Consider the following 24,580-nt stretch of genomic DNA (forward strand, 5'->3'; position numbering starts at 1 on the left):
CGCGGATGATAGGCCCCTTGCGGTACCAGCGTGGCTGTGTACCCGAACGAATCTATATGAGTATCACTGCGGTTTGCCTTGTGGCGACCGCCTGGATGGGATGATGAAATTTCTGCGCCTTCCGTTGGTTCTGCTGTGTGGCGTGCTCGGATTGGCCGGTTGCAGCATGCACCAACCGGTATCCCTGTATCAGCTCGACAGCGGTGAGCCTGGCCAACCCAAGCAAAGCGCTGGCATGGCAGTGGTGCTCGGCCCTGTATCGGTTGCCGACTACCTGCAACGCGAGACCCTGCTGCAGCGCCAGGCCGATGGCAGCCTGACCGCAGCCACCGATGGCCGTTGGGCCGGTAGCCTGTCGGCCGATATCGACCAGTTGCTGGTCCGTCAACTGGCCTGGCGTCTGGACAGCCAGCGGGTGGTCCTGGCCCCGGCCAGCACCGGTTTCACCCCGGATGTACAGGTTCTGCTGTCGATTACCCGCCTGGACTCCGGTACCAACCAGCCAGCGATCCTCGACGCCCAGTGGCGCCTGCTGGATCGCCGTGGCCAGGTCCGTGACAACCGCATCGTGCACCTGGAGCAACAGCACCAGGGTAGCTCGGCCGCTCAGGTCCAGGCCCAGGGGCAGTTGCTGCAAAAGCTCGCAGAACAGTTGAGTATTGCCTTGAAGCCGCTGGCCAATCAGCCTGTGGTGGTTGAAGAACAACCGAAAAAGGCGGCACCGGTTCAGGTGCGCAAAGAGCCGGAGAAGCCGAAAATTCCGTTGGCGACACCGATTCGTACTGATCTGGAAGTGTTCCGCTTCTGAGTCGAGTGCCTACAAAAAGCCCGCAGCGATGCGGGCTTTTTTGTGGGCGCTCATCCTGTCTGTGGGAGCTGGCTTGCCAGCGATCGGCCGTGAAGCGGTCGTAAGTCAGCCAGCACCGGTCTGTCCTCATCGCTGGCAAGCCAGCTCCCACAGGTCAGCAACAAAAAAGCCCGCATCACTGCGGGCTTTTAGGTCTAGCAGGGGCTCAGCTCTTGACCCGGCGCTCATGCATCCGCGCCAATTGCCGTTCCAGCATCGACGGGTACGGCTCCATCAAGCGCTCGACGCAGCAGGCACCCTCGGGGCTGGCGATCGGGCGGATGCGGGCGCGCTGGCGCACCAGGGCGTCGTCGCTGATCTTGCGCTCGACCAGTAGCAGGTTGCGGCTGTGCTGCGACAGGGCCAGGGCATCCTGGGCCTTTTCAGTCAGCAACAGGTCGATCTGGCTCAGGCCGTGCAGGTCTTCACCCAGGGTCAGGCCCAACTGCAATTGCAGGGTGATGCCGCTGTCGGCCACTTCGATCTGCAGGGCATGGCCCAGGGCACGCAGCAGCTCGCCACAGCAGATGGCGTTGGTGAGGTAGTCCTCGCCACTGTCCTGGCTGTGGAACAACAGCAGGGTGCTGCCGTCGTTAAGGGTGTGCACTTCGCTTTCATACAGCGAGGCAGCCTGGTCGAGGCAGTCGCGGTAGCGCTCAAGCAGTTCGGTAAGGCGCGTGCGCGGCAGCCGTCGCAGTTGTTCCTGGGAGCCCAGTTGCACCGCCAGAACGGCGCTGGCCTGTGGCTCACGGTTGATCGGGGCAGCCGGAACAGGGGCGGGGCTGTGGTCTTCGTCGAGCAGGTCGGCGAAGGCATCATCGCTGTCGTCATCTGCCGCAGGTTTTACCGGTTTGGCGGCCCTGGCCACGGCAGGTTGCTCGTCGAAGCTTGGATCGCGCAGGTTGCGCACTTCGAATTCCGGCTCATCCTCGTCGAAGGATTCTTCGGCTTCTTCTTCCGGCTCGACTTCCCGTGGCGGCGGTGCCAGGCGGGTGTGCAGCTGGCGCGCCAGGTCGCCGATTTCATCCTGGCGCTCGATGGCCGGGGTGAACTCGTTGATGTCGCGCAGCCAGACCCGCAATTGCAGCAGCGGGGTGGAGATGTAGCGACCCAGGCGCAGGCTCATGGCCAGTGCCAGGGCCAGCAGGATGCCGGCAAGAATGCCCATGCTCTGCAGGCTGATGGTCAGTGGCTGCTGGAACTGGCTCATGTCCAGGCTGATGCGCAGTTGCCCGGCGGTCACGTCCTGGAAGGTGATCTTGGTCTGGTACAGGCCCTCGGCCTCGCCCAGCAGGCCGTTTTTCGGGCGCTGGCCGGCTTCTGCAAGGATCCGGTTGTCGACGCTGTAGATCGCCGCATGGGCCACCAACGGGTTCTTCACCAGATTGCCGAGCAGCACATTGAGGCTGAGGATGTCGTTGGACACCAGCAGCTCGGTGGCCGAGGTCGCGGTTTGGGTGGTCAGGCTCTGCCCCAGGGCATCGGCCTGCTCATGCATGGCTTCCTTGAACTGCAGGCCCATCACGCAGGCGTAGATCACCAGCGCCAGTGCCACCAGGAACACGTTATGGCAGGCGATACGCAGCGCCAGCGGTATTCGGCGTTGGCGCAGGGCGTGGAAGATCAGCAGGAAGAAGTTGTCGGTCTTAACGGGCGTGGGCCGGTTCACAGAGCGCGGCTCTTTATGTCGGAGAAGTTGCTGCGCAGTATAGCGAGGGCTCAGGGGCGGGCAAAGTATCGACTGCGCCCGATGGTCAGCGAAAATCGGTAGAATGCGCTTTTTTTCAACGAGTCGGAGCCCGTCTTGCGCGAAATCGTTCTGATTAACATCACTGGTGAGGACCGCCCGGGTCTTACTGCGGCCATCACCGGCGTCCTGGCCCAGGGTGGGGTGAACATCCTCGACATCGGTCAGGCGGTGATTCACGACACCCTGTCCTTTGGCATCCTGGTGGAAATTCCGGATACCGAGAAGGCTTCATCGGTGCTCAAGAACATCCTGTTTGCGGGCTACGAACTCGACCAGCAGGTGCGTTTTACTCCGGTTTCCGAAGCCGACTACCAGAACTGGGTCGAAGGCCAGGGCAAGGCCCGGCATATCGTCACCCTGCTGACCCGCAAGGTGACTGCCGAGCAGTTGCAGCGCGTCAGCTCGATCACCGCCAAGTACGGGTTGAACATCGACCATATCGATCGCCTGTCCGGTCGTGTGGCGCTGGACACTCCGGTTGAGCAGGGCAAGGGCTGCATCGAGTTCTCGGTACGTGGCGAACCGGCTGATCCACAGGCCCTGCGCGCCGAGTTCCTCAGCGTCGCCCAGGAGCTGAACGTTGACATCGCCTTCCAGCAGGATTCGCTGTTCCGTCGCAACCGCCGCCTGGCGGTGTTCGACATGGACTCGACGCTGATCGAAGCCGAAGTGATCGACGAACTGGCCAAGGCGGCGGGTGTAGGCGAGCAGGTTGCAGAAATCACCGAGCGGGCCATGCGCGGCGAACTGGATTTCCGTGCCAGCTTCAAGGAGCGCCTGGCGCTGCTCAAGGGCCTGGACGTTGGCGTGCTGGACCAGATCGGTGCTTCGCTACGCCTGACCGAAGGCGCCGAGACGCTGTTTGCCGAACTCAAGCGCCTGGGCTACAAGACCGCCATTCTCTCTGGCGGCTTCACCTACTTCGCCAAGCAGCTGCAAGCCAAGCTGGGCATCGATTATGTGTTCGCCAACGAGCTGGAAGTGGTCGATGGCAAGGTGACCGGCGTGGCTGTCGAGCCGATCGTCGATGCCCAGCGCAAGGCCGACCTGCTTGGCGAGCTGGCGCGCAAGGAAGGCCTGCAGATGGAGCAGACCATTGCGGTCGGTGACGGCGCCAACGATCTGCCGATGCTGGCGATTGCCGGCCTGGGCGTGGCCTTCCGCGCCAAGCCGTTGGTCAAACAATCGGCCAAGCAGGCGATCTCGACCCTGGGCCTGGATGGTGTGCTGTACCTGTTGGGTTTCCGGGATCGCGACGGTCGCGCGTGATGGCGGGGTCGCTGTGCGGCCCATCGCTGGCAAGCCAGCTCCCACAGGGTTTTGCGCAGGATCCGAAAGCCAGGTACAAAAAAGCCCGCATCGCTGCGGGCTTTTTTATTTTCAGGCTTGCTCCGGCAGTGCCAGGCGCTGGCCCATGCTTACCGCAGAGCCTGCGCCGAGCTCTTCGGCCCATTTCACTTGCTCTGGCCCGAACAGTACCACGGCTGTCGAACCCAGCTTGAAACGGCCCAGCTCGGCGCCTTTCTCCAGGTGGATCGGCGCACGGCTGGCTTCGTCGTAGCGCACGGTTTTCAGTTCACGCTTGGGTGGCGTCACCAGGCCGGCCCAGACGGTTTCGATCGAGGCGACGATCATCGCACCCACCAGTACCACGGCCATCGGCCCGCGTTCGGTGTCGAACAGGCAGACGACGCGCTCGTTGCGGGCGAACAGTTCCGGAACGTTTTCGGCAGTGGTCTGGTTGACCGAGAACAACCGGCCCGGTACGTAGATCATCTCGCGCAGGGTGCCGGCCAGCGGCATGTGCACGCGGTGGTAGTCCTTGGGCGACAGGTAGATGGTGGCGAACTGGCCACCCATGAACGGCGCGGCGTTGGCCGGATCGCCACCCAGCAGCTCCAGGGCGCTGAAACTGTGGCCCTTGGCCTGGAAGATACGCCCATGCTCGATCGGGCCGAGCTGGCTGACGGCACCGTCGGCCGGGCAGAGGATCGCCCCCGGGGTTTCATCCAGCGGACGCGCACCTGGCTTGAGGGCGCGGGTAAAGAAGGCGTTGAAGTGCTCGTAGGCGGTGACGTCTTCGACCAGGGCCTGGGACATGTCCACCTGGTAGCGCTTGGCGAACCAGCTGGTGAAGGCGTTCTTGAACCAGCGCACGCGGCATTCGGCGATGCAGCCGGCCAGGCGCGAAAGCAGGTGATGAGGCAGCAGGTACTGACTGATGATGAACAAGCGGGATTTCATTAGGTTTCCTTAAACTTCGACAGGGGTGTCGGGGTGGTTGCCCCATTCGCCCCAGGATCCGGCGTAGGCTTTGACCCGAGGGTAGCCCAGATGCTTGGCCACCAGGTAGGTAAAGCCGGAACGGTGATGAGTCTGGCAGTGGGTGACCACTTCCTTGTCTTTGCTGATGCCCAGCTGCGCGAGGATTTCGGGCATGTCCTTGCGGATACGCAGGTGATCGTTCATGTCCATGCCGGCGGTCCATTCGAAATTGACCGCGCCGGGGATATGCCCGCCCTTGGCCGCGAGGACTTTTTCGCCACGGTACTCGGCTGGGCTGCGCGCGTCCCAGATCGCCAGGTCGGTGGCACCGAGGCGGCTTTGCAGGTACTCGCGGGTTGCCGTTGGCTCTTCGTGCAGGGTCAGGCTGACCGTGCCGGTGATGTTGAGCGGCACATCAGTGGCAAGGTTGTTGGCCGGCCAGGCCTGGATGCCACCGTTGAGGTAGTGGTAGCGCTTGTGCCCGATGACGTCGAGCAGCCAGATGAAGCGCCCGGCCCAACCCCCGCCTTCCTCGTCATATACGACGTAGACCGCGTTGGCGTTATGGCCGAGTTCGGCAAACAGTTTTTCCAGGTCAGCCTTGGCCGGCAACAGGCCTGGCGCGGGAGGCTGGCCCAGCTGCGTGCGCTTCGGGTCGACGAAGCGCGCACCGGGAACATGCCCGCTGGCATAGCGGTTGGGGCTGGTCAGGTCGACCAGGATCAACTCTGGCGCATCCAGCCGGGCTTGCAGATCAGCCGGCTCGATTACCAGGGGCAAGCCAGAAAAGTCAGTCATCCAGAGTCTCCAGAGCAGAACAGAGGGGGGCGATTGTAGCGCATGGCTCAGGCGCTGCGGTTGCTGAAGGCGGTCAGGGCCCGCTCGATGCATTGCGCGGTTTTGCCGAAGGCTTGCACGCTGACGTCGGCCAATGGCTTGCCGCCCTGGTCGGCGACCAGCAGCATCACCACCCGGCCATTGCTCGATAGCGAGCGCAGCAACACATGTTCGCTGCGAAACAGCGCACGCAGGCTGGCCGGCAGCAGGGCCGAGAACTGGGCGTGGTTGTCCGGGGTCAGGCGCAGTTGCGCCGACTTGCTCAGCAAACGCTGCAACAGTTTGCTTTGCTCGATAGGCAGCACCAGGTTGGCAGCTTCACCGGGAATGCCGGCAGTCTGGTGAACCCGCAACTGGCTCACGGTCTTGTCGGTCATCAACAGCATCAGTCGTTGCATGCCGCAGGCGACCAGGGCATCGCGCGCCAGGGTAGTGAGGTGGATGGCATTGCTGAACGGGCTCGGCTCGGCGAGCAACTCGCCGCAGAGCTTGCGCCAGGTGCCCAGGGCCTGGGCCGAGGGCGTTGGCGGGGCGATCTGGCCCTGGTGCAGGTGTTGTTGCTGCCAGGGCCAGAGCAGAGCCTCGGCCGGGTGGAACAGGCCGGGGCAGGCGTGATGACGGGCACTGATCGCCGCCTGTTGGTGCACCAGTTGTTGCACATCGTCCAACGGCGTTTGCAGGTAAAGGCTGGTGAGCAGTTGCCAGCGCTGCACATGTGCATTGGTCCAGCCCGCCTGCGAGGCCAGGGCCAGGCCGTTGGCCAGTAGCACGGTATTGGCCGGCTGATTGAACCAGCGGCGCAAGCTTGGCTGATCGTCGAGGCGTTGTTGCTGGTGCAGGCTGTCCTGATCGCGGGCGATGAGGATCGCCTCGGCCAGCAGGCGGCGTTCTTCCTGCAGTAAATGGTAACCGCGGGTTACCCAGTCCGGCAGGCGCCAGTGTTCGGCCAGGGCCTTGCACAGGCTCATGACCCGTACGCCAAACAGCTCTTCTTCCACTCGGGAGGCCGACTCGCCTTTGTGCACCACGCGCAGCTCCCATTCATCGAGGAGCTTGGGGTGCGTCAGCGCCAGCGGCCACAGCGGCGCCAGGAACAGCAGGCTACCCCAGTGGATTTCTTGCCACAGACGCGCCAGGCGGCTGGCGAACAGGCCGTTGGCCTGCTGGCTGGCGTGCTGGCTGACCATCTGCAACTGGCGCAGGGTGGGCGCAATCTCGCTCTCGGGCACGGCCGGCAGGCGTTCCAGCAGCTCTGTGGTACGCGCAAGCCCCAGGCGGTTGAGGGCGATTTCCAGGCTCTCGGCCGGCTCGCTCATGGCCGTACTGCTGTGGTGATTGGCCTCGCGCATCACGCTGAGCACCAGGGCCGGGCTGTCCTGCATCAGTTCGGCGATATCGCGCAATGAGCGGCGGCTGTCGCCGATGGCGGCTTTTACCCGCTCGAAACTGGCCAGCGGCACCGGTAGGCGCACGCTATCGAGGAGCTTGACCCAGGCATCGAGTGTTTTTGGTGTTTGACTTGGCACGATGGTTTCAATAGGCATGCTGGAGGTAGGCCGAACTGGCTTTTCGCCTTGACTGACTATAGTCTGGCGCACTTCTGCCGATAAGTAGAAGAAGAGTTTTTTTAACTTCCGCTCACGACCCTGACCACGACAGTAAGTGCTTCCTATCTATGGCTAAAATTATCGGCATCATCGTCGTATTCGCGAGTGTGCTCGGCGGATATGTTCTTTCCCACGGCAAGATTGCGGCCCTGATTCAGCCTTTCGAAGTGCTGATCATCGGTGGCGCTGCCTTTGGTGCATTTCTTCAGGCCAACCCTGGTTACATGACCATGCATGTAATCAAGAAGTCGCTGAAGATGTTTGGCACGCGTTTTACCCACACTTTCTATATCGAGGTGCTGGGCCTGGTCTACGAGATTCTCAACAAATCCCGTCGCGAAGGCATGATGGCGATCGAAGCCGATATCGAAGACGCCGCTGCCAGCCCGATTTTCGCCAAGTACCCGGCAGTCCTGGGGGATGAGCGCATGACGGCGTTCATCTGTGATTACCTGCGCATCATGTCCACTGGCAACATGGCCCCGCACGAGCTCGAGGGCCTGTTCGACATGGAACTGCTGAGCATGAAGGAAGAACTCGAGCACCCGTCCCATGCCGTGACCGGCATCGCCGACGGCATGCCAGGTTTCGGTATCGTCGCTGCGGTTCTGGGTATCGTGGTGACCATGGCCTCGCTGGGCGATGGCGACCAGAAGTCCATCGGCCTGCACGTGGGTGCGGCGCTGGTGGGTACCTTCTTCGGTATTCTCGCCGCCTACGGTTTCTTCGGCCCGTTGGCCACATCCTTGCGCCATGACGCCAAGGAAGAGCTCAACATCTACGAGGCGATCAAGGCCTCGCTGGTGGCTTCGGCCTCGGGCATGCCGCCATCGCTGGCCGTGGAATTCGGGCGCAAGGTGCTGTTCCCGGCCCATCGCCCGAGCTTCGCCGAGCTGGAACAAGCAGTTCGCGGTCGCTAAGCCATGGAGAACAATCAGCCCATTATCGTCAAGCGCATCAAGCGCTTTGGCGACGGCCACCACGGTGGCGCCTGGAAGATCGCCTTCGCCGACTTCGCTACGGCGATGATGGCGTTCTTCCTGGTGCTGTGGCTGCTGTCGACGGCCACGCCTGAGCAGAAGATTGCCATTGCCGGCTACTTCAAAGACCCGATCGGTTTTTCCGAGAGCGGTACGCCCTACATCATCGATCTCGGTGGTTCGCCCCAGCTCGCTCCGGAAAAGACCATCAACCCGGAAGTGAAATCCGAGCCGACCCCTGACACCAGCTTGCAACTGGACCAGGACAAGGTTGAGAGCATGGCCGAGCAGGTTGAGCGCGAACGCCTGGAACTGCTGTTGCAGGAGCTGCAGAACAAGGTCGAAGAAAACCCGCAACTGCAGAAGTTCAAGGACCAGATCCTCTTCGAAATCACTCAGGACGGCCTGCGCATCCAGATCATGGACGCCGAGAACCGGCCGATGTTCGACCTGGGTAGCGCGCGTTTGCAACCGTACTTCGAAGACATCCTGCTGGCCATGGCCGACACCATCAAGGCGGTGCCGAACAAGATCAGCATCAGCGGCCATACCGATGCCAAGCCGTACGCCGGTACCGGTGACTTCGGTAACTGGGAGCTGTCGGCCAACCGTGCCAACGCGGCCCGTCGTGCGCTGGTCGCCGGTGGCTATCCGGATACTCAGGTGGCACGGGTAGTGGGTTACGCCTCGTCGTCGTTGTTCGACCGGCAGAACCCGCTCAACCCGGTCAACCGCCGTATCGATATCATTGTTCTGACCAAGAAGGCCCAGCGTACCATCGAGGGCGAGCAGACCCAGCCTGCTGCCCCTGATGCCGCGCAACCCGGTGCTGCAGCGCCGGCACCGGCTGCCCCGCAAGCGCAGGCCCCGGCGGCCGAGCCCGAGCCGATGCAGCCACGGGAGTTGCGGCAGAAGCTGAACATCTTCGAGGACGGCGTGTTGAAGATGGACGAAAACAAGCAGTAATACTGTTTGTAGAAAAACGCCCGTGCGCAGCGATGCCCACGGGCGTTTTTTTACGCTACGGGCTAGAAGCCGCGGCGGATCTTGGCCTTGAGGTCGGCATGGAAGAAATCGGCGTTGGAGCGGTTGGTGGCATTGGCCTCGCAGGCTTCACTGTCGATCGAACGCTTGAAGGTCTGCTCGTCATGGTAGGCGCGAACGTACAGGTCAATGTGCTCGCGGTTGTACATGGTTGGCCACTTCTCCAGATAGGCCGGTAAGGTGGCCTCGCCGCATTGGTAGAAGGCAACCCGGCGATTGACCAGGGTCGCCGCCCCCAGTTGGAAGGGCACCCACCAGGCGTCGGCGGTCTCGGGGGCAAGCACGGCGATCAGATGGGTACATTGGCTGATGTTGCGCCGGATAATGCCGCTGATATCGTCGGTGGTCTGCTGCGCCTCGTTGTCGAACAGGTCCAGTTGGGTACTGATGCCTTCGAGCTTGAGCCGTTCATTGATGATGAAGGCGTCCAGGCGTTGGCTGTGGCGATAACTGATAAAGACTGGCATCAGTGGTGCCCTCCCAGGCTGGAGGGCGTGGCATCGATGCGTAACGGCTGAATTGTCATGGTTGATTCCTTTCATACGCAGGGCATGGGGCGATTCGCTTCATGGCGGCGAATCTTGAAAGGTGACAATCAGCGAAAGTCTTTCGGACAGCAAGGTACGACCAACAAACAAGATGCTTCCTGCTTGTTTGGGTAAAAATCCCTACATATAGGTCCTACTTTGTAGCCGTTTGAGGCCCGTTTCCGAGCCTCGGGTACTCAGTAGCTGTCTTGCGGCAGGCTGGCGATGATCGAACGGTAGCTGTTCATTCGCTGCTGTTGCACGCGGCCATCTTCGAGGGCCTTGAGCAACGCGCAACCGGGTTCGCGATCGTGCTTGCAGTCGCGAAAGCGGCAGGTGCCGAGCAGGTCGGTGAATTCGATGAAGCCGGCTTCGACATCGGCGCGGCTGACATGGCCCAGGCCGAATTCACGGATACCCGGGGAGTCGATCAGTTCGCCACCGCCAGGGAAGTGATAGAGGCGGGCGGTGGTGGTGGTGTGGGTGCCCTGGCCGGACCATTCCGACAGGTCGCCGACGCGGGTCTGCACATCGGGCAGCAGGCTGTTGACCAGCGATGACTTGCCAACCCCGGACTGGCCGACGAACACACTGATGTGGCCGTCGAGTTGCGCCTGCAGCTGCTCCATGCCATTGCCCTGATGGGCCGACACTTCCAGCACGGGATAGCTCAGCTGTCGGTACACCGCCAGCAACGCATTGAGCGCCGGCGCGTTCTGTTCGTCGATCAGGTCGGCCTTGTTCAGCAGCAGCAACGGCCGGATGCCGGCATGTTCAGCCGCCACCAGGTAACGGTCGATCAGGTTGGCATGGGGTTCCGGTGCCGGGGCGAAGACGATCACGATCAGGTCGACGTTGGCCGCCACCGGCTTGAGCTGGCCGCGGCTGTCCGGGCGGCACAGCTCGGTGTGGCGCGGCATCTGTGCCACGATCACACCGATGCCCTGGTTGCCAGCCCGCCACACGACCTTGTCGCCGGTGACCAGCGCTGGCAGGTTGGCGCGCAAGTGGCAACGGAACACCTGGCCGGCAACGTCGCCGTCCTGGGCTTCGACTTCGACCTGCACGCCAAAGTGGGCGATAACCAGGCCCAGTTGTTCCGGGCCGAGGTCGCCGCCTTCGAGCTCCTTCAGGGTCTGTTGTTCGCGTTTGGCGGCGCGGGCAGCGCGTTCACCCTGGATTTTTTCGATGCGCCAGTTCTGGCGTCGATTGAGCTGGCGTTTGGCCATGAAGGTTCCGTGTTCGGGAGGCAATATTTAACGGCGGGGAGTTTAGCACGCTCCACTAGGCTAAACTGCGCACCTACCGAGGAGCAGAATCATGCAGAACCCACAGAACCTGATCTGGATCGACCTGGAAATGACCGGTCTGGATCCGGATCAAGACGTCATTATCGAAATGGCCACCATCGTCACCGACAGCGACCTCAACACCCTGGCCGAAGGCCCGGTGATCGCCATTCACCACAGTGATGCAGTGCTGGCGCGCATGGATGAGTGGAACACCCGCACCCATGGCGCCTCCGGCCTGACTCAGCGGGTCAAGGACAGCACGGTCAGCATGGCCGAAGCCGAGGCCCAGACCATCGCTTTCCTGGAGCAGTGGGTACCCAAAGGCAAATCCCCGATCTGTGGCAACAGCATCTGCCAGGATCGCCGGTTCCTCTATCGCCACATGCGCAACCTGGAAAACTACTTCCACTACCGCAACCTCGACGTCTCGACCCTCAAGGAGTTGGCGGCACGCTGGGCCCCTGAGGTGCGCGACAGCTTCAAGAAGGGCGGTACCCACCTGGCGCTGGACGATATCCGCGAATCGATCAACGAATTGCGCCACTATCGCGAGCACTTCATCAAGTTCTGATCGCAGCGCCGTCGGCTTGTACAGACAATCCGTGCGGCGCCCCCTTTTGGTGCCTGTGGCAACTGGTTAGACTGCGCGCCCCATTGCTCGGATCTGCGCCATGTTGTTGATGCTCTACCTCGTTGCTATCACCGCTGAAGCCATGACTGGCGCGCTGTCGGCCGGCCGTCGCGGCATGGACTGGTTCGGTGTGGTGCTGATCGCCTGCATCACCGCGCTGGGTGGTGGCTCGGTGCGCGACGTGCTGCTGGGGCATTACCCGCTGACCTGGGTCAAGCACCCGGAATACCTGGTGTTGACCAGTTTCGCGGCGCTGATGACCATCTTCATTGCACCGCTGATGCGCCACCTGCGCTCGCTGTTCCTGGTGCTCGATGCCCTGGGGCTGGTGGCCTTCACCCTGATCGGCTGCATGACGGCGCTGGAAATGGGCCAGGGCATGCTGGTGGCGTCGATCAGCGGGGTGATCACCGGGGTGTTTGGCGGCATTCTTCGGGATATCTTTTGTAACGATATTCCGCTGATCTTCCGCCGAGAGCTGTATGCCAGTGTGTCGTTCGCGGCGGCCTGGTTCTATCTGGGGTGCGTGTACTTCAATGTGCCGGGTGAGCAGGCGATTCTGCTGACCTTGTTTGGCGGTTTCCTGCTACGGCTGCTGGCGATTCGGTTTCATTGGGAAATGCCCAAGTTTCATTACAACGACGAGCATTGATTTGCTTGTGCCGGCCTCATCGCTGGCAAGCCAGCTCCCACATAACCCCTGACCGGTCTCAATAATGCAACCAGCCTGGTCCCCTGTGGGAGCTGGCTTGCCAGCGATGCCTGCGCCGCTGATTCAGCCAGCCTGCCGCTCGGCATGCTGCCCCAACGCCCACTCCACATGCTCGCGCACCAGCTCCGACGGATACTCCCGCCGCGCCTTGAGCGCCTCCAGCACCTGGATAGTCGACGGTGCATTGCCCAGCCCCACCGCCAGGTTGCGTAACCAGCGCTCATAACCGGCACGGCGCAGCGGTGAGCCTTCGGTGCTGTCGAGGAAGGTCTGCTCATCCCACATGAACAGCTCTGCAAGCCCGGCGCTATCGAGATTGTGCCGGGGTTTGAAGTCGCTCTCGCCGCTGGGGCGGGCAAAACGGTTCCACGGGCAGACAATCTGGCAGTCGTCGCAGCCGAATACCCGATTACCGATCAACGGTCGCAGCTCTTCGGGGATCGCGCTTTTCAGCTCGATGGTCAGGTACGAGATACAGCGCCTGGCATCCAGCACATAGGGGCCGACAAAGGCCTGGGTCGGGCAGATGTCCAGGCAGGCGCTGCAGCGTCCGCAGTGTTCGCTGGCGTGTGGCGGATCGACCGGCAGCGGCATATCGACGAACAGCTCGGCAAGAAAGAAGTAACTGCCGGCCTTGCGGTTGAGCAGCAGGGTGTTCTTGCCGATCCAGCCCAGCCCGGCCTGCTCGGCGATGGCCTTTTCCAGCACTGGGGCGCTGTCGACAAACGCCCGAAAGCCGAACGGGCCGATCTCTTTCTGGATGCGCTCGGCCAGGTGTTGCACGCGTTTGCGTACCAGCTTGTGGTAGTCGCGGCCCAGGGCGTAGCGGGAGATATAGGCTTTCTCCGGTTGGGCCAGTTGCTGGGCCATGCGCGTATCACCCGGCAGGTAGTCCATGCGCAGGGACACCACGCGCAAGGTGCCGGGCACCAGCTCATCCGGGTGCGAGCGCTTGCTGCCGTGGGCGCCCATGTAGTCCATTTCGCCGTGATAGCCGGCCTCAAGCCAGCGCTCCAGGTGTTTTTCGTGCTCGCCCAGGTCCACCCCGGCGATGCCGACATGGGCAAAGCCGAGCTCTCGGCCCCAATCCTTGATCGATTGGGCCAGCGTGGGTAGGTCGGGGGCGGAAGCAGACATGGGAATAAGGCAATACGGACTCAGGTGCGTATAATTCTGCCAGACATCAGAGCCTTTGACCCATGCCTCAGACCAAACACCCCGCAAACGAGCCACATCGGCTCACCAGCGTCACCCTTGCGCCCCTGGCGCCACGTCCTGCCGACGCCCATAAGGGCGACTTCGGCCATGTGCTGGTGGTCGGTGGTGATCGCGGCACGGGTGGTGCCGTGCTGCTCAGTGCCGAAGCGGCGTTGCGTTGCGGCGCCGGGCTGGTGTCGCTGGTCACGCGTGCCGAGCATGTGCCCGCAGCAATGGCCCGTCTGCCCGAGGTGATGAGCCTGGGTGTGCATTCGGCCAACCAGTTGATGACGCCGATCGAGCGGGCTTCGGTGCTGGTGGTCGGCCCGGGGCTTGGGCAGGCGGCCTGGGGCCGCAGCCTGTTGTCGGCGGTGGCCAGCAGCCAGGCGCCGCAGGTGTGGGACGCCGATGCCCTGAACCTGCTGGCGCGCCAGCCTTTGCCATTGCCCAAAGGCAGCGTCATCACCCCGCACCCGGGGGAGGCCGCTCGTTTACTGGGTGTATCGACCGAGGCGGTGCAGGCTGACCGGCCCGGCGCGGCACGCAAACTCGCGCGTAAATACGCGGTCATATGCGTGCTGAAGGGCGCCGGCACCCTGGTAGCCGACCCGGCGGGGCAACTGGCGCTGTGCTCGCGCGGTCATCCGGCCATGGCGGGTGCCGGCCTGGGGGATGTGCTCAGTGGTGTGCTCGGCGCCTTGCTCGCCCAGGGCATGTCGGCCTGGGACGCGGCCTGCCTGGGCGTCTGGCTGCATGCCTGTGCGGGCGAGCGCCTGGCCGTGCAGGGCCGCGGCCTGGCGGCCAGCGACATGGTCCCGGCAATTCGTCAGTTATTGGAGGAGCATTCAGCGTGTTTGGCATAACCCTGTTTTTGGCCGATGAACAGGCCACGGTCAACGTTGGCCATAGCATTGCCAAGGTGACTCAAGGTCACGGCGTGATTTTTCTCGAAGGGGACCTGGGAGCGGGCAAGACCACCCTGTCGCGCGGTATTATTCGCGGCCTCGGACACCAAGGGGCGGTAAAGAGTCCTACCTTTACAGTGGTTGAGCCTTACGAGATTGGCGACATTCGCGCGTTCCACTTCGACCTGTATCGCTTGGTCGATCCGGAGGAACTGGAGTTCTTGGGCATCCGCGATTACTTCGAAGATGACGCCTTGTGCCTGTTCGAGTGGCCCCAAAAAGGGGCGGGCATTTTGCCAAAGCCCGACCTGACCATTACCATAAGCCCCCAGGCGGGCGGTCGTTCGCTCAACCTGTCGCCGCAGGGGGCACGTGGCGAAGCCTGGTGTGCCGCTCTGGCCTTGGAATTCAAATAGAAAATGGGGATAGGTATGCGCATTCGCGCACTGGTTTCTGTCGTAGGACTGCTGCTTACGGTAGTGACCGTTGACGCTCTGGCCGTCACGCAAGTCAAAAGTATGCGTTTATGGCGAGCGCCGGATAACACACGGCTGGTCTTCGACCTCTCGGGCCCTGTGCAGCACAGCGTATTTACCCTGACCGCCCCGGATCGCCTGGTGATCGACATCAATGGCGCGACCCTGGCTGCGCCGTTGTCGGTGTCTACCTCCAATACCCCGATTACCAGCGTGCGCTCGGCCCAGCGTACGCCGACCGACTTGCGCGTAGTGGTCGACCTGAAAAAATCGGTGACGCCCAAGAGCTTCATCCTGGCGCCCAATGCCCAGTACGGCAACCGCCTGGTGGTCGACCTGTTCGACCAGGAGGCCGATGCCGCGCCGCCACCGCCAACGCCGCCGGTGGCGACCACGCCGGCAGTGCCGGTAACCCCGGCGCAACCGGCGATCAAGCTGCCTCCAGTGCCCAACGGCAAGCGTGACATTGTCATTGCCATCGACGCCGGTCACGGCGGTGAAGACCCGGGGGCTTCCGGTTCGCGTGGCCAGCATGAAAAAGACATCGTCCTGGCCATTGCCAAGGAACTGCAGCGCCAGATCAACACCGAGAAGGGCTTTCGCGCCGAGCTGACCCGTACCGGTGACTACTTCATCCCGCTGCGTAAACGCACCGAGATTGCCCGCAAGAAGGGCGCCGACCTGTTCATTTCGATCCACGCGGACGCTGCGCCGTCCAAGGCGGCCTTCGGTGCCTCGGTGTTTGCGCTGTCCGATCGCGGTGCCACTTCGGAAACCGCGCGCTGGCTGGCCGACAGCGAAAACCGCTCCGACCTGATCGGTGGTGCCGGCAACGTCAGCCTCGATGACAAGGACCGCATGCTTGCAGGTGTGCTGCTCGACCTGTCGATGACCGCCTCGCTCTCCTCCAGCCTCAACGTCGGCCAGAAGGTCCTGGGCAACATGGGCCGGATCACCCCGCTGCACAAGCAGCGCGTCGAGCAGGCCGGCTTCATGGTGCTTAAATCGCCAGACATCCCATCGATCCTGGTGGAAACCGGCTTTATCTCCAACGCCAACGAGGCGGCCAAGCTGGCTACCCCGAGCCACCAGCAATCCCTGGCGCGTTCGATCCACAGCGGCGTGCGCCAGTTCTTCCAGCAGAACCCGCCGCCGGGCACTTATGTCGCCTGGCTGCGCGACAGCGGCAAGATTGCCCAGGGCCCGCGCGAGCATTCGGTGCGCCCGGGCGAGACCCTGGCGATGATCGCCGTGCGTTATCAGGTCAGCGTTGCCAGCCTGCGCAGCGCCAACAGCCTGAAAACCGATGAGCTCAAAGTCGGCCAGCACCTGAACATCCCGACCACCGCCCTGGCGGCCCAGCAATGAGCAGCAGTGCCCGCATCGAGCTGCTCAGCCCGCGGCTGGCCAACCAGATTGCCGCCGGTGAGGTGGTCGAGCGCCCGGCATCGGTGATCAAGGAGCTGCTGGAAAACAGCCTGGACTCCGGCGCCAAGCGTATCGACGTTGAAGTCGAGCAGGGCGGCGTCAAGTTGCTGCGCGTGCGCGACGACGGCGCTGGTATTGCCGCCGATGACCTGCCGTTGGCCCTGGCCCGCCACGCCACCAGCAAGATTCGCGACCTTGAAGACCTTGAGCGGGTCATGAGCCTGGGCTTTCGTGGTGAAGCCCTGGCCTCGATCAGCTCGGTCGCCCGCCTGACCCTGACCTCGCGTACCCGCGATGCCGAACAGGCCTGGCAGGTGGAAACCGAAGGCCGCGACATGGCCCCGCGAGTGCAGCCCGCAGCGCATCCGGTCGGTACCTCGGTGGAAGTGCGCGACCTGTTCTTCAATACCCCGGCCCGGCGCAAGTTTCTCAAGACCGAAAAAACCGAATTCGATCACCTGCAGGAAGTGATCCGGCGCCTGGCGCTGGCGCGTTTTGACGTGGGTTTTCACCTGCGCCATAACGGCAAAAGCATCCTCAGCCTGCACGAAGCCCATGACGATACCGCGCGCGCCCGCCGTGTAGCGGCCATCTGCGGCCCGGGCTTCCTAGAACAGGCGCTGCCGATCGAGGTTGAGCGCAACGGCCTGCACCTGTGGGGTTGGGTCGGTTTGCCGACCTTCTCGCGCAGCCAGGCCGACCTGCAGTACTTCTTCGTCAATGGTCGTGCCGTGCGCGACAAACTGGTCGCCCACGCCGTGCGCCAGGCCTACCGTGACGTGCTGTTCAATGGCCGGCACCCGACTTTCGTGCTGTTTTTCGAGGTCGACCCTACCGGTGTCGACGTCAACGTGCACCCGACCAAGCACGAAGTGCGCTTCCGTGACGGGCGCATGGTTCACGACTTTTTATACGGCACCCTGCATCGCGCCCTGGCCGATGTGCGCCCGGAAGATCAGCTGGCCGCGCCCGCTGCCACCAGCGAGATCATCCGCCCCAGCGGCATTCAGGTCGGTGAGTTCGGTCCCCAGGGCGAGATGCGCCTGGCTGCCAACCTGCTTGAGCAGCCGATGGCCGAGCCAGGCCTGCGTCCGTCTGTGGGTAGCAATGGCAGTGGTGCAGGCTATCAATACCAGTACACGCCGCGACCGACCCAGGCATTGCCTGCAGCCGAAGCTCAGGGCGTGTACCGGGAGTTCTTTGCGCCGCTGGCCGAGGCTGCGCCGGTGGCCTTGCCCGAAGGCCAGGGCGACATCCCGCCGCTGGGCTACGCCCTGGCCCAGCTCAAGGGCATTTATATTCTTGCCGAAAACGCCGTCGGTCTGGTGCTGGTGGACATGCACGCCGCCCATGAACGGATCATGTACGAACGCCTCAAGGTGGCCATGGCCAGCGAAGGCCTCAGCGGCCAGCCGCTGTTGGTGCCGGAGTCCCTGGCCTTGAGCCAGCGCGAAGCCGATTGCGCCGAAGAGCACGCCGAGTGGTTCCAGCGCCTGGGCTTCGAGCTGCAGCGCCTGGGCCCGGAAAGCCTGGCGATCCGGCAGATTCCGGCGCTGCTCAAGCAGGCCGAGGCCAACCGCCTGGTCCAGGACGTTCTGGCCGATCTGATGGAATACGGCACCAGTGACCGTATTCAGGCGCACCTGAACGAGCTGCTCGGGACCATGGCCTGCCACGGCGCCATCCGCGCCAACCGGCGCCTGGCCATCGCTGAAATGAACGGCCTGCTGCGCGACATGGAAAACACCGAGCGCAGCGGTCAATGCAACCATGGCCGGCCGACCTGGACCCAGATGGGCCTGGACGATCTGGACAAACTGTTTTTGCGCGGTCGATGACATGAGTGGCAAACCTCCAGCGATATTCCTCATGGGCCCGACTGCGGCGGGCAAGACCGACCTTGCCATCGAGCTGACCAAGGTCCTGCCATGTGAGCTGATCAGTGTCGACTCGGCGCTGGTCTACCGTGGCATGGACATTGGCACCGCCAAGCCGTCCAAAGAGATTCTGGCTGCCCATCCGCATCGCTTGATCGACATCCTTGACCCGGCTGAAAGCTATTCGGCCGCCGATTTTCGTCGCGATGCGCTGGAGGCCATGGCCGATATCACCGCGCGCGGCAAAATCCCCCTGCTGGTCGGCGGCACCATGCTTTATTACAAGGCTTTGCTCGAAGGCCTGGCGGACATGCCGGCGGCTGACCCACAGGTGCGTGCCGAGCTCGAAGAAGAGGCCCAGCGCCTCGGCTTGCACGCCTTGCACCAGCAGTTGGCGGCGGTCGACCCGGAATCGGCGGCACGTATTCACCCCAATGACCCGCAGCGGCTGATCCGCGCGCTGGAGGTCTACCGGGTCAGCGGCCTGACGATGACGTCACATCGCCAGCGTCAATCCGCGGAAAGTAGCGCCGCAGGCGCGTCCGCAGCGGGACAATTGCCCTATACTGTCGCCAGCCTGGCCATTGCCCCAACCGATCGGCACATACTGCACGAGCGGATTGCGCTACGATTCGGGCAAATGCTGGAACAGGGCTTCGTTGACGAGGTCCGATTGCTGCGAGCCAGAAGTGACTTGCACGCGGGGCTGCCGTCTATACGGGCGGTTGGTTATCGCCAGGTCTGGGATCACCTTGATGGCAAGTTGAATTCAGTTGAAATGCAGGAGCGCGGCATCATTGCCACTCGCCAATTGGCGAAGCGGCAGTTCACCTGGTTGCGTAGTTGGGCTGAGCTGCACTGGTTGGACAGCCTGGCCTGCGACAATCTGTCTCGCACCTTGAAATACCTTGGATCGGTCTCCATATTGAGCTGAGTCCTTGCAATTGCCGTCTATCCTTGGGGTGGGGCGGCTTGAGCCATCAGTTTTTCTTTGATTTTTTTACTATTGATCCTTACAGGAGTGCGGCATATGTCAAAAGGGCATTCGCTACAAGACCCTTACTTGAATACTTTGAGAAAAGAAAAAGTTGGGGTTTCGATCTATCTGGTTAACGGCATCAAGCTGCAAGGCACGATCGAATCCTTCGACCAGTTCGTGATTCTGCTGAAGAACACCGTTAGCCAGATGGTTTACAAACACGCCATCTCGACAGTTGTCCCTGTGCGTCCGATCCGTCTGCCTAGCGCAACCGAATCCGAGCAAGGCGACGCTGAGCCAGGTAACGCCTGATAGGAGTCTGCTTTGTTCTTTGAGCGCCACGGTGGTGGTGAACGGGCGGTCCTCGTTCACTTGGAAGGTCAGAACCCTGAGGCGCGCGAAGATCCGCAGGAGTTTCAGGAGCTGGCACTGTCGGCTGGGGCCGATATTGTCGCGTTCGCCAATGTGGCGCGACATCAGCCCACCGCCAAATACCTGATTGGCAGCGGCAAGGTCGAAGAGTTACGCGACCTGGTCAACGCCGAGCAGGTAGATTTGGTGATATTCAATCACACCCTCACACCCAGTCAGGAACGTAACCTCGAGCGAGTCTTCGAGTGTCGCGTGCTTGACCGCACCGGTCTGATTCTCGATATCTTCGCCCAGCGGGCGCGTACCCATGAAGGCAAGCTGCAGGTCGAACTGGCCCAGCTCGAGCACATGAGCACGCGGCTGGTGCGTGGCTGGACTCACCTTGAGCGGCAAAAGGGCGGTATCGGCCTGCGCGGCCCGGGTGAAACCCAGCTGGAAACCGACCGCCGCCTGCTGCGGGTACGCCTGCGCCAGATCAAGGCGCGCCTGGAGAAGGTCCGCAGCCAGCGTGAACAAGCTCGCCGTGGCCGTAAACGGGCGGATATCCCCTCGGTTTCCCTGGTCGGCTACACCAACGCCGGCAAGTCCACCCTGTTCAACGCCCTGACCCAGTCCGAGGTCTATGCCGCCGACCAGTTGTTCGCGACCCTCGACCCGACCCTGCGCCGGCTTGAGCTCGACGATCTCGGGCCGATCGTGCTGGCCGACACCGTGGGCTTCATTCGTCACCTTCCGCACAAGCTGGTCGAGGCATTTCGGGCTACGCTCGAAGAGTCGAGCAACTCCGACCTGCTGCTGCATGTGATCGACGCCCATGAGCCTGAGCGCATGGCGCAGATCGAGCAGGTCATGGCGGTATTGGGAGAGATCGGTGCAGAAGGCTTGCCGATCCTCGAGGTCTATAACAAACTCGACCTGCTTGAAGGTGTCGAGCCGCAGATTCAGCGCGATGCCGATGGCAAGCCGCAACGGGTCTGGGTCTCGGCCCGCGATGGTCGGGGGCTGGAGCTGGTGGGGCAGGCGGTCGCCGAATTGCTGGGGGATGACCTGTTTGTCGGTACCTTGCGCCTTGAACAGCGTTTTGCCCGGTTGCGTGCGCAGTTCTTTGAACTGGGCGCGGTGCAGAGCGAAGAGCATGACGATGAAGGCAGCAGCCTGCTGGCTGTGCGACTGCCGCGGGTGGAGTTGAACCGCCTGGTCAGCCGCGAAGGTTTGCAGCCGCTGGAATTCATCGAGCAACATACTTTGCAATAAATGCCCGGCGACGCGGTCGGGCAGCCGTGACAGGCATTCTGTAGCATTGGACGGCGCGCCGTGGGCGCGTCTTTGCTTTATCAGATGGAGAGCGCTATGGCTTGGAATGAGCCGGGTGGCAACTCGAACAATCAGGATCCGTGGGGCGGGCGCCGTGGTGGCGACAAGAAAGGGCCGCCGGATCTCGACGAGGCCTTCCGCAAGCTGCAGGACAGCCTGAACGGCATGTTCGGCAGTGGCAAGAAACGCGGTGGTGATGGCGGCGTCGGCAAGGGCGGTGGCTTCGGCCTGCTCGGCATCGGTCTCGCCGTGCTTGCAGCTATCTGGCTGTACAGCGCCGTGTACGTGGTCGACGAACAGGAGCAGGCAGTCGTGCTGCGCTTCGGCAAATACTACGAAACCGTAGGGCCGGGCCTGAACATCTACTTCCCGCCGATCGATCGCAAGTACATGGAGAACGTTACCCGCGAACGTGCCTATACCAAGCAGGGGCAGATGCTGACCGAAGACGAGAACATCGTCGAGGTGCCGCTGACCGTGCAGTACAAGATCACCAACCTGCAGGATTTCGTGCTGAACGTCGATCAGCCTGAAATCAGCCTGCAGCACGCGACCGACAGTGCCTTGCGTCACGTGGTGGGTTCCACCGCGATGGACAAGGTGCTGACCGAAGGTCGTGAGCAGATGGCCGTGGAAATCAAGGAGCGCCTGCAGCGTTTCCTCGATACCTACCGGACCGGTATCACTGTCACCCAGGTCAACGTACAGAGCGCGGCAGCCCCGCGTGAAGTGCAGGAAGCCTTCGACGACGTGATCCGTGCCCGTGAAGACGAGCAGCGTGCCCGCAACCAGGCCGAGTCCTACGCTAATGGCGTGGTGCCGGAGGCCCGTGGTCAGGCCCAGCGGATCATCGAGGACGCCAACGGTTACCGCGACGAAGTCGTCTCGCGTGCCAAGGGTGAGGCCGACCGCTTCACCAAGCTGGTTGCCGAGTACCGCAAGGCCCCTGAAGTGACCCGTCAGCGCCTGTACCTGGACACCATGCAGGAAGTCTACAGCAACACCAGCAAGGTCCTGGTTTCCGGCAAGGACGGCCAGAGCAACCTGCTCTACCTGCCGCTCGACAAGATGGTGCAGGGCAGCCGTTCCGGCTCTGCCCCGGTCACCGTTGCGCCGTCGGCCAATGCCGATGCGGCCAACCGTGCGGCGGCGGAACTGCAACAGCAGCAAACACAGTTGCGTACTAGGGAGAGCCGCTGATGAGCAATAAATCGCTGATCGCCCTGATCGTGGCCGTGGTGCTGGCGATCGTGGCCTGGAACAGCTTCTACATCGTGGCCCAGACCGAGCGTGCGGTACTCCTGCAATTTGGTCGTGTGGTCCAGGCTGATGTCCAGCCTGGCCTGCATGTGAAGGTTCCTTACGTCAACCAGGTGCGCAAGTTCGACGCCCGCCTGATGACCCTGGACGCCCCGACCCAGCGCTTCCTGACCCTGGAAAAGAAAGCGGTGATGGTCGATGCCTACGCCAAGTGGCGGGTCAAGGATGCCGAGCGCTTCTATACCGCGACCTCGGGCCTCAAGCAGATTGCCGACGAACGTCTGTCGCGCCGTCTGGAAAGCGGCCTGCGTGACCAGTTCGGTAAACGCACCCTGCACGAAGTGGTCTCCGGTGAACGTGACGCGCTGATGGCTGACATCACTGCCTCGCTGAACCGTATGGCCAGCAAGGAACTGGGTATCGAAGTGGTCGACGTTCGCGTCAAGGCCATCGACCTGCCCAAGGAAGTCAACCGCAGCGTGTTCGAGCGCATGAGCACCGAGCGCGAGCGTGAAGCCCGCGAGCACCGCGCCAAGGGTAACGAGCTGGCCGAAGGCATCCGTGCCGACGCCGATCGTCAGCGCCGGGTACTGCTGGCTGAAGCCTACCGGGAATCGGAAGAGACCCGCGGTGATGGCGATGCCCAGGCAGCGTCGATCTACGCCAAGGCCTACGGTCAGGACCAGGAGTTCTACGCGTTCTACCGTAGCCTCAAGGCCTACCGCGAGAGCTTTGCCGACAAGAGCGACGTACTGGTGCTCGATCCGAGCAGCGAGTTCTTCCGCTTTATGGGCAAGACCAAGCCATAAGCATCTACCCCGCCGGGCGGCTAAAACGCCTGGCGGGGTGATCCCGCGAGAAAACGGGTGTATGATGCGGCAGCCGGGAAATTCCCGGCTTTTTTGCGTCTGCAAGATCGAACGGTTCAAACCCGGCTCGGGTCTACAGAGCAGCCCAAGGTATTCGAGGGTATAGGCACGGCGGTAGCGCTGGAATCGGTGCTGCGCGCCATTGTTTGCCGATACCTGCTTCACTCAAGGCTCGCCCGCGGGCAAGCCGCCCGGACCATAGGGGAAATGGCGTAATGGCAACGGTAGACCGCTGGCTGCTGCCAGATGGCATCGAAGAAGTACTGCCACCTGAGGCGGCGCGCATCGAAATCGCGCGTCGGCAGGTGTTGGATCTGTTCCAGAGCTGGGGTTATGACTTCGTCGTGACTCCGCATATCGAGTACCTGGAATCGCTGCTCACCGGTGCCGGCCAGGACCTGGACCTGCGGACCTTCAAGGTCATCGACCCGCAATCGGGCCGGCAGATGGGCTTCCGTGCCGACATCACCCCGCAGGTGGCGCGCATCGATGCGCACACCCTGCGTCGTGAAGGTCCGAGCCGTCTGTGCTATGCCGGCAGCGTGCTGCATGCCTTGCCACGGGCGTTGTCGACCTCGCGCAGCCCGATCCAGCTCGGTGCCGAGCTGTACGGCGACGCCAGCCCGGTCAGCGACGTCGAGGTGATCAGCCTGATGCTGGCCATGCTGCAACTGGCCGATGTACCGGACGTGCACATGGACCTTGGCCACGTCGGTATCTACCGCGGCCTGGCCCGTGCCGCCGGTTTGTCGGGCGCGATCGAGCAGCAGCTGTTCGATGCCCTGCAGCGCAAGGCCGTCGACGAAGTGATCGAGCTGACCGCCAAGCTGCCAGCGGACCTGGCCGCCATGCTGCGCTCGCTCACCGAGCTGTGCGGTGGTCGCGAAGTGCTGGCCGAGGCGCGTGTGCGTCTGGGCCGTGCACCGGCGGCGGTACTGGCGGCATTGGATGACCTGATGGCGATCGCCGAGCGGCTGGCCACGCGTTACCCCGAGCTGCCGCTGTATTTTGACCTGGGCGAGTTGCGTGGCTACCACTACCACACCGGTGTGGTGTTTGCCGCGTTCGTCCCGGGTGTCGGTCAGTCGATCGCCCAGGGCGGTCGTTACGACGACATCGGAGCAGACTTTGGCCGGGCACGCCCGGCCACCGGTTTCTCCACGGATTTGAAGACCCTGGTCACACTGGGGCGAGCCGAGGTGGTATTGCCGTCTGGCGGGATCTGGATGCCCGACAGCAGCGATGCGGCACTCTGGCAGTTGGTCTGCCAATTGCGCAGTGAAGGTCAGCGGGTGGTTCAGGCCTTGCCTGGGCAGCCATTGACTGCCGCCGTCGAGGCGGATTGCGATCGGCAATTGATTCAGCAAAACGGGCTTTGGCAGGTTCTGCCGCTGGCCATTTGAGATTCCCC

General features: G+C 62.7%; 23 protein-coding genes. 16 read left to right on the forward strand and 7 right to left on the reverse strand.

Annotation, left to right across the window (positions count from 1 at the left end):
* Positions 1–103: 103 nt before the first annotated feature.
* A complete protein-coding gene (locus BV82_RS03045; RefSeq protein ID WP_026001219.1) occupies positions 104–808 on the forward strand; it encodes a PqiC family protein in 705 nt (234 codons plus the stop codon).
* Positions 809–1,013: 205 nt separating this feature from the next.
* On the opposite strand, the gene BV82_RS03050 is transcribed toward BV82_RS03045, so the two are convergent.
* Positions 1,014–2,516 carry a HAMP domain-containing protein gene (locus BV82_RS03050; protein ID WP_036995497.1) on the reverse strand — a complete coding sequence of 501 codons (1,503 nt, stop codon included), beginning with the start codon at positions 2,514–2,516 and terminating at the stop codon, positions 1,014–1,016.
* A 135-nt stretch (positions 2,517–2,651) separates the two neighbouring features.
* Between BV82_RS03050 and serB the strand changes: the two genes are divergently transcribed.
* Entirely contained in the window at positions 2,652–3,866 is a 1,215-nt protein-coding gene (gene serB, locus BV82_RS03055) for a phosphoserine phosphatase SerB (RefSeq protein WP_010221578.1), read from the forward strand.
* Positions 3,867–3,977: 111 nt separating this feature from the next.
* Here the strand turns inward: serB and asd are convergent, their stop codons facing one another.
* The 3 genes from asd to BV82_RS03070 are packed head-to-tail and all read right to left on the reverse strand — an operon-like array spanning position 3,978 to position 7,243.
* Positions 3,978–4,841 carry an archaetidylserine decarboxylase gene (asd, locus tag BV82_RS03060; protein WP_010221579.1) on the reverse strand — a complete coding sequence of 288 codons (864 nt, stop codon included), beginning with the start codon at positions 4,839–4,841 and terminating at the stop codon, positions 3,978–3,980.
* A gap of 9 nt (positions 4,842–4,850) precedes the next feature.
* Positions 4,851–5,660: a rhodanese-like domain-containing protein gene (locus BV82_RS03065; RefSeq protein WP_036995498.1), complete on the reverse strand. Its 810-nt coding sequence runs from the start codon at positions 5,658–5,660 to the stop codon at positions 4,851–4,853.
* 47 nt (positions 5,661–5,707) lie between these two features.
* Positions 5,708–7,243: an HDOD domain-containing protein gene (locus BV82_RS03070; RefSeq protein WP_010221581.1), complete on the reverse strand. Its 1,536-nt coding sequence runs from the start codon at positions 7,241–7,243 to the stop codon at positions 5,708–5,710.
* Between the two features lie 131 nt (positions 7,244–7,374).
* On the opposite strand from BV82_RS03070, the gene motA reads away from it, so the two are divergent.
* Positions 7,375–8,226, forward strand: coding sequence for a flagellar motor stator protein MotA (motA, locus tag BV82_RS03075; protein ID WP_010221582.1), 852 nt, complete (start codon positions 7,375–7,377; stop codon positions 8,224–8,226).
* A 3-nt stretch (positions 8,227–8,229) separates the two neighbouring features.
* Positions 8,230–9,252, forward strand: a complete 1,023-nt coding sequence (gene motB, locus BV82_RS03080) for a flagellar motor protein MotB (protein WP_036995499.1) — start codon at positions 8,230–8,232, stop codon at positions 9,250–9,252.
* Between the two features lie 62 nt (positions 9,253–9,314).
* Here the strand turns inward: motB and BV82_RS03085 are convergent, their stop codons facing one another.
* Both BV82_RS03085 and rsgA read right to left on the reverse strand, forming a co-directional pair.
* A complete protein-coding gene (locus BV82_RS03085) occupies positions 9,315–9,797 on the reverse strand; it encodes a TIR domain-containing protein (RefSeq protein WP_010221584.1) in 483 nt (160 codons plus the stop codon).
* Between the two features lie 257 nt (positions 9,798–10,054).
* Complete coding sequence (rsgA, locus tag BV82_RS03090; RefSeq protein WP_010221585.1) at positions 10,055–11,086, reverse strand: small ribosomal subunit biogenesis GTPase RsgA; 1,032 nt, start codon at positions 11,084–11,086, stop codon at positions 10,055–10,057.
* 91 nt (positions 11,087–11,177) lie between these two features.
* Here rsgA and orn point away from each other — a divergent pair, with 91 nt between their 5' ends.
* The gene (gene orn / locus BV82_RS03095) at positions 11,178–11,720 is read left to right on the forward strand and encodes an oligoribonuclease (protein WP_036995500.1); all 543 of its coding nucleotides are present in this window, start codon (positions 11,178–11,180) and stop codon (positions 11,718–11,720) included.
* A 100-nt stretch (positions 11,721–11,820) separates the two neighbouring features.
* Positions 11,821–12,432, forward strand: coding sequence for a trimeric intracellular cation channel family protein (locus BV82_RS03100; protein WP_010221587.1), 612 nt, complete (start codon positions 11,821–11,823; stop codon positions 12,430–12,432).
* A 123-nt stretch (positions 12,433–12,555) separates the two neighbouring features.
* On the opposite strand, the gene queG is transcribed toward BV82_RS03100, so the two are convergent.
* Positions 12,556–13,629 (reverse strand): tRNA epoxyqueuosine(34) reductase QueG, encoded by a 1,074-nt coding sequence (gene queG / locus BV82_RS03105; RefSeq protein WP_036995501.1) that lies wholly within the window; start codon positions 13,627–13,629, stop codon positions 12,556–12,558.
* A 62-nt stretch (positions 13,630–13,691) separates the two neighbouring features.
* Between queG and BV82_RS03110 the strand changes: the two genes are divergently transcribed.
* From BV82_RS03110 to BV82_RS03155, 10 genes are all read left to right on the forward strand, one after another.
* Positions 13,692–14,552, forward strand: coding sequence for an NAD(P)H-hydrate dehydratase (locus tag BV82_RS03110; protein ID WP_010221589.1), 861 nt, complete (start codon positions 13,692–13,694; stop codon positions 14,550–14,552).
* On the forward strand, positions 14,540–15,010 hold the full coding sequence (tsaE, locus tag BV82_RS03115) for a tRNA (adenosine(37)-N6)-threonylcarbamoyltransferase complex ATPase subunit type 1 TsaE (protein ID WP_010221590.1): 471 nt from the start codon (positions 14,540–14,542) through the stop codon (positions 15,008–15,010). Before BV82_RS03110 ends, tsaE begins: the two co-directional genes overlap by 13 nt.
* Positions 15,011–15,013: 3 nt before the next feature.
* Positions 15,014–16,438, forward strand: a complete 1,425-nt coding sequence (locus BV82_RS03120) for an N-acetylmuramoyl-L-alanine amidase (RefSeq protein WP_198421649.1) — start codon at positions 15,014–15,016, stop codon at positions 16,436–16,438.
* Positions 16,435–18,336, forward strand: a complete 1,902-nt coding sequence (gene mutL / locus BV82_RS03125) for a DNA mismatch repair endonuclease MutL (protein ID WP_036995502.1) — start codon at positions 16,435–16,437, stop codon at positions 18,334–18,336. The genes BV82_RS03120 and mutL overlap by 4 nt, the downstream gene beginning before the upstream one ends.
* Position 18,337: 1 nt before the next feature.
* On the forward strand, positions 18,338–19,309 hold the full coding sequence (gene miaA, locus BV82_RS03130; protein WP_036995503.1) for a tRNA (adenosine(37)-N6)-dimethylallyltransferase MiaA: 972 nt from the start codon (positions 18,338–18,340) through the stop codon (positions 19,307–19,309).
* Positions 19,310–19,405: 96 nt separating this feature from the next.
* A complete protein-coding gene (gene hfq / locus BV82_RS03135; protein ID WP_010221594.1) occupies positions 19,406–19,666 on the forward strand; it encodes an RNA chaperone Hfq in 261 nt (86 codons plus the stop codon).
* Between the two features lie 12 nt (positions 19,667–19,678).
* Complete coding sequence (hflX, locus tag BV82_RS03140) at positions 19,679–20,980, forward strand: ribosome rescue GTPase HflX (protein ID WP_010221595.1); 1,302 nt, start codon at positions 19,679–19,681, stop codon at positions 20,978–20,980.
* Positions 20,981–21,076: 96 nt separating this feature from the next.
* Positions 21,077–22,240, forward strand: coding sequence for an FtsH protease activity modulator HflK (gene hflK / locus BV82_RS03145; protein WP_010221596.1), 1,164 nt, complete (start codon positions 21,077–21,079; stop codon positions 22,238–22,240).
* Entirely contained in the window at positions 22,240–23,109 is an 870-nt protein-coding gene (gene hflC / locus BV82_RS03150; protein ID WP_010221597.1) for a protease modulator HflC, read from the forward strand. The genes hflK and hflC overlap by 1 nt, the downstream gene beginning before the upstream one ends.
* 275 nt (positions 23,110–23,384) lie before the next feature.
* On the forward strand, positions 23,385–24,572 hold the full coding sequence (locus BV82_RS03155; RefSeq protein WP_010221598.1) for an ATP phosphoribosyltransferase regulatory subunit: 1,188 nt from the start codon (positions 23,385–23,387) through the stop codon (positions 24,570–24,572).
* Positions 24,573–24,580: the final 8 nt, after the last annotated feature.

The organism is Pseudomonas donghuensis, from assembly GCF_000696345.2.
Lineage (GTDB): Bacteria > Pseudomonadota > Gammaproteobacteria > Pseudomonadales > Pseudomonadaceae > Aquipseudomonas > Aquipseudomonas donghuensis.

Excerpts from the sequence above, each read along its gene's own strand:
- BV82_RS03045 (WP_026001219.1), top strand. The coding sequence starts at position 104 with ATGAAATTTCTGCGCCTTCCGTTGGTTCTGCTGTGTGGCGTGCTCGGA.
- asd (WP_010221579.1), bottom strand. The coding sequence starts at position 4,841 with ATGAAATCCCGCTTGTTCATCATCAGTCAGTACCTGCTGCCTCATCAC.
- BV82_RS03065 (WP_036995498.1), bottom strand. The coding sequence starts at position 5,660 with ATGACTGACTTTTCTGGCTTGCCCCTGGTAATCGAGCCGGCTGATCTG.
- BV82_RS03070 (WP_010221581.1), bottom strand. The coding sequence starts at position 7,243 with ATGCCTATTGAAACCATCGTGCCAAGTCAAACACCAAAAACACTCGAT.
- motA (WP_010221582.1), top strand. The coding sequence starts at position 7,375 with ATGGCTAAAATTATCGGCATCATCGTCGTATTCGCGAGTGTGCTCGGC.
- motB (WP_036995499.1), top strand. The coding sequence starts at position 8,230 with ATGGAGAACAATCAGCCCATTATCGTCAAGCGCATCAAGCGCTTTGGC.
- BV82_RS03085 (WP_010221584.1), bottom strand. The coding sequence starts at position 9,797 with ATGCCAGTCTTTATCAGTTATCGCCACAGCCAACGCCTGGACGCCTTC.
- rsgA (WP_010221585.1), bottom strand. The coding sequence starts at position 11,086 with ATGGCCAAACGCCAGCTCAATCGACGCCAGAACTGGCGCATCGAAAAA.
- orn (WP_036995500.1), top strand. The coding sequence starts at position 11,178 with ATGCAGAACCCACAGAACCTGATCTGGATCGACCTGGAAATGACCGGT.
- BV82_RS03100 (WP_010221587.1), top strand. The coding sequence starts at position 11,821 with ATGTTGTTGATGCTCTACCTCGTTGCTATCACCGCTGAAGCCATGACT.
- queG (WP_036995501.1), bottom strand. The coding sequence starts at position 13,629 with ATGTCTGCTTCCGCCCCCGACCTACCCACGCTGGCCCAATCGATCAAG.
- BV82_RS03110 (WP_010221589.1), top strand. The coding sequence starts at position 13,692 with ATGCCTCAGACCAAACACCCCGCAAACGAGCCACATCGGCTCACCAGC.
- BV82_RS03120 (WP_198421649.1), top strand. The coding sequence starts at position 15,014 with ATGGGGATAGGTATGCGCATTCGCGCACTGGTTTCTGTCGTAGGACTG.
- mutL (WP_036995502.1), top strand. The coding sequence starts at position 16,435 with ATGAGCAGCAGTGCCCGCATCGAGCTGCTCAGCCCGCGGCTGGCCAAC.
- miaA (WP_036995503.1), top strand. The coding sequence starts at position 18,338 with ATGAGTGGCAAACCTCCAGCGATATTCCTCATGGGCCCGACTGCGGCG.
- hfq (WP_010221594.1), top strand. The coding sequence starts at position 19,406 with ATGTCAAAAGGGCATTCGCTACAAGACCCTTACTTGAATACTTTGAGA.
- hflK (WP_010221596.1), top strand. The coding sequence starts at position 21,077 with ATGGCTTGGAATGAGCCGGGTGGCAACTCGAACAATCAGGATCCGTGG.
- hflC (WP_010221597.1), top strand. The coding sequence starts at position 22,240 with ATGAGCAATAAATCGCTGATCGCCCTGATCGTGGCCGTGGTGCTGGCG.
- BV82_RS03155 (WP_010221598.1), top strand. The coding sequence starts at position 23,385 with ATGGCAACGGTAGACCGCTGGCTGCTGCCAGATGGCATCGAAGAAGTA.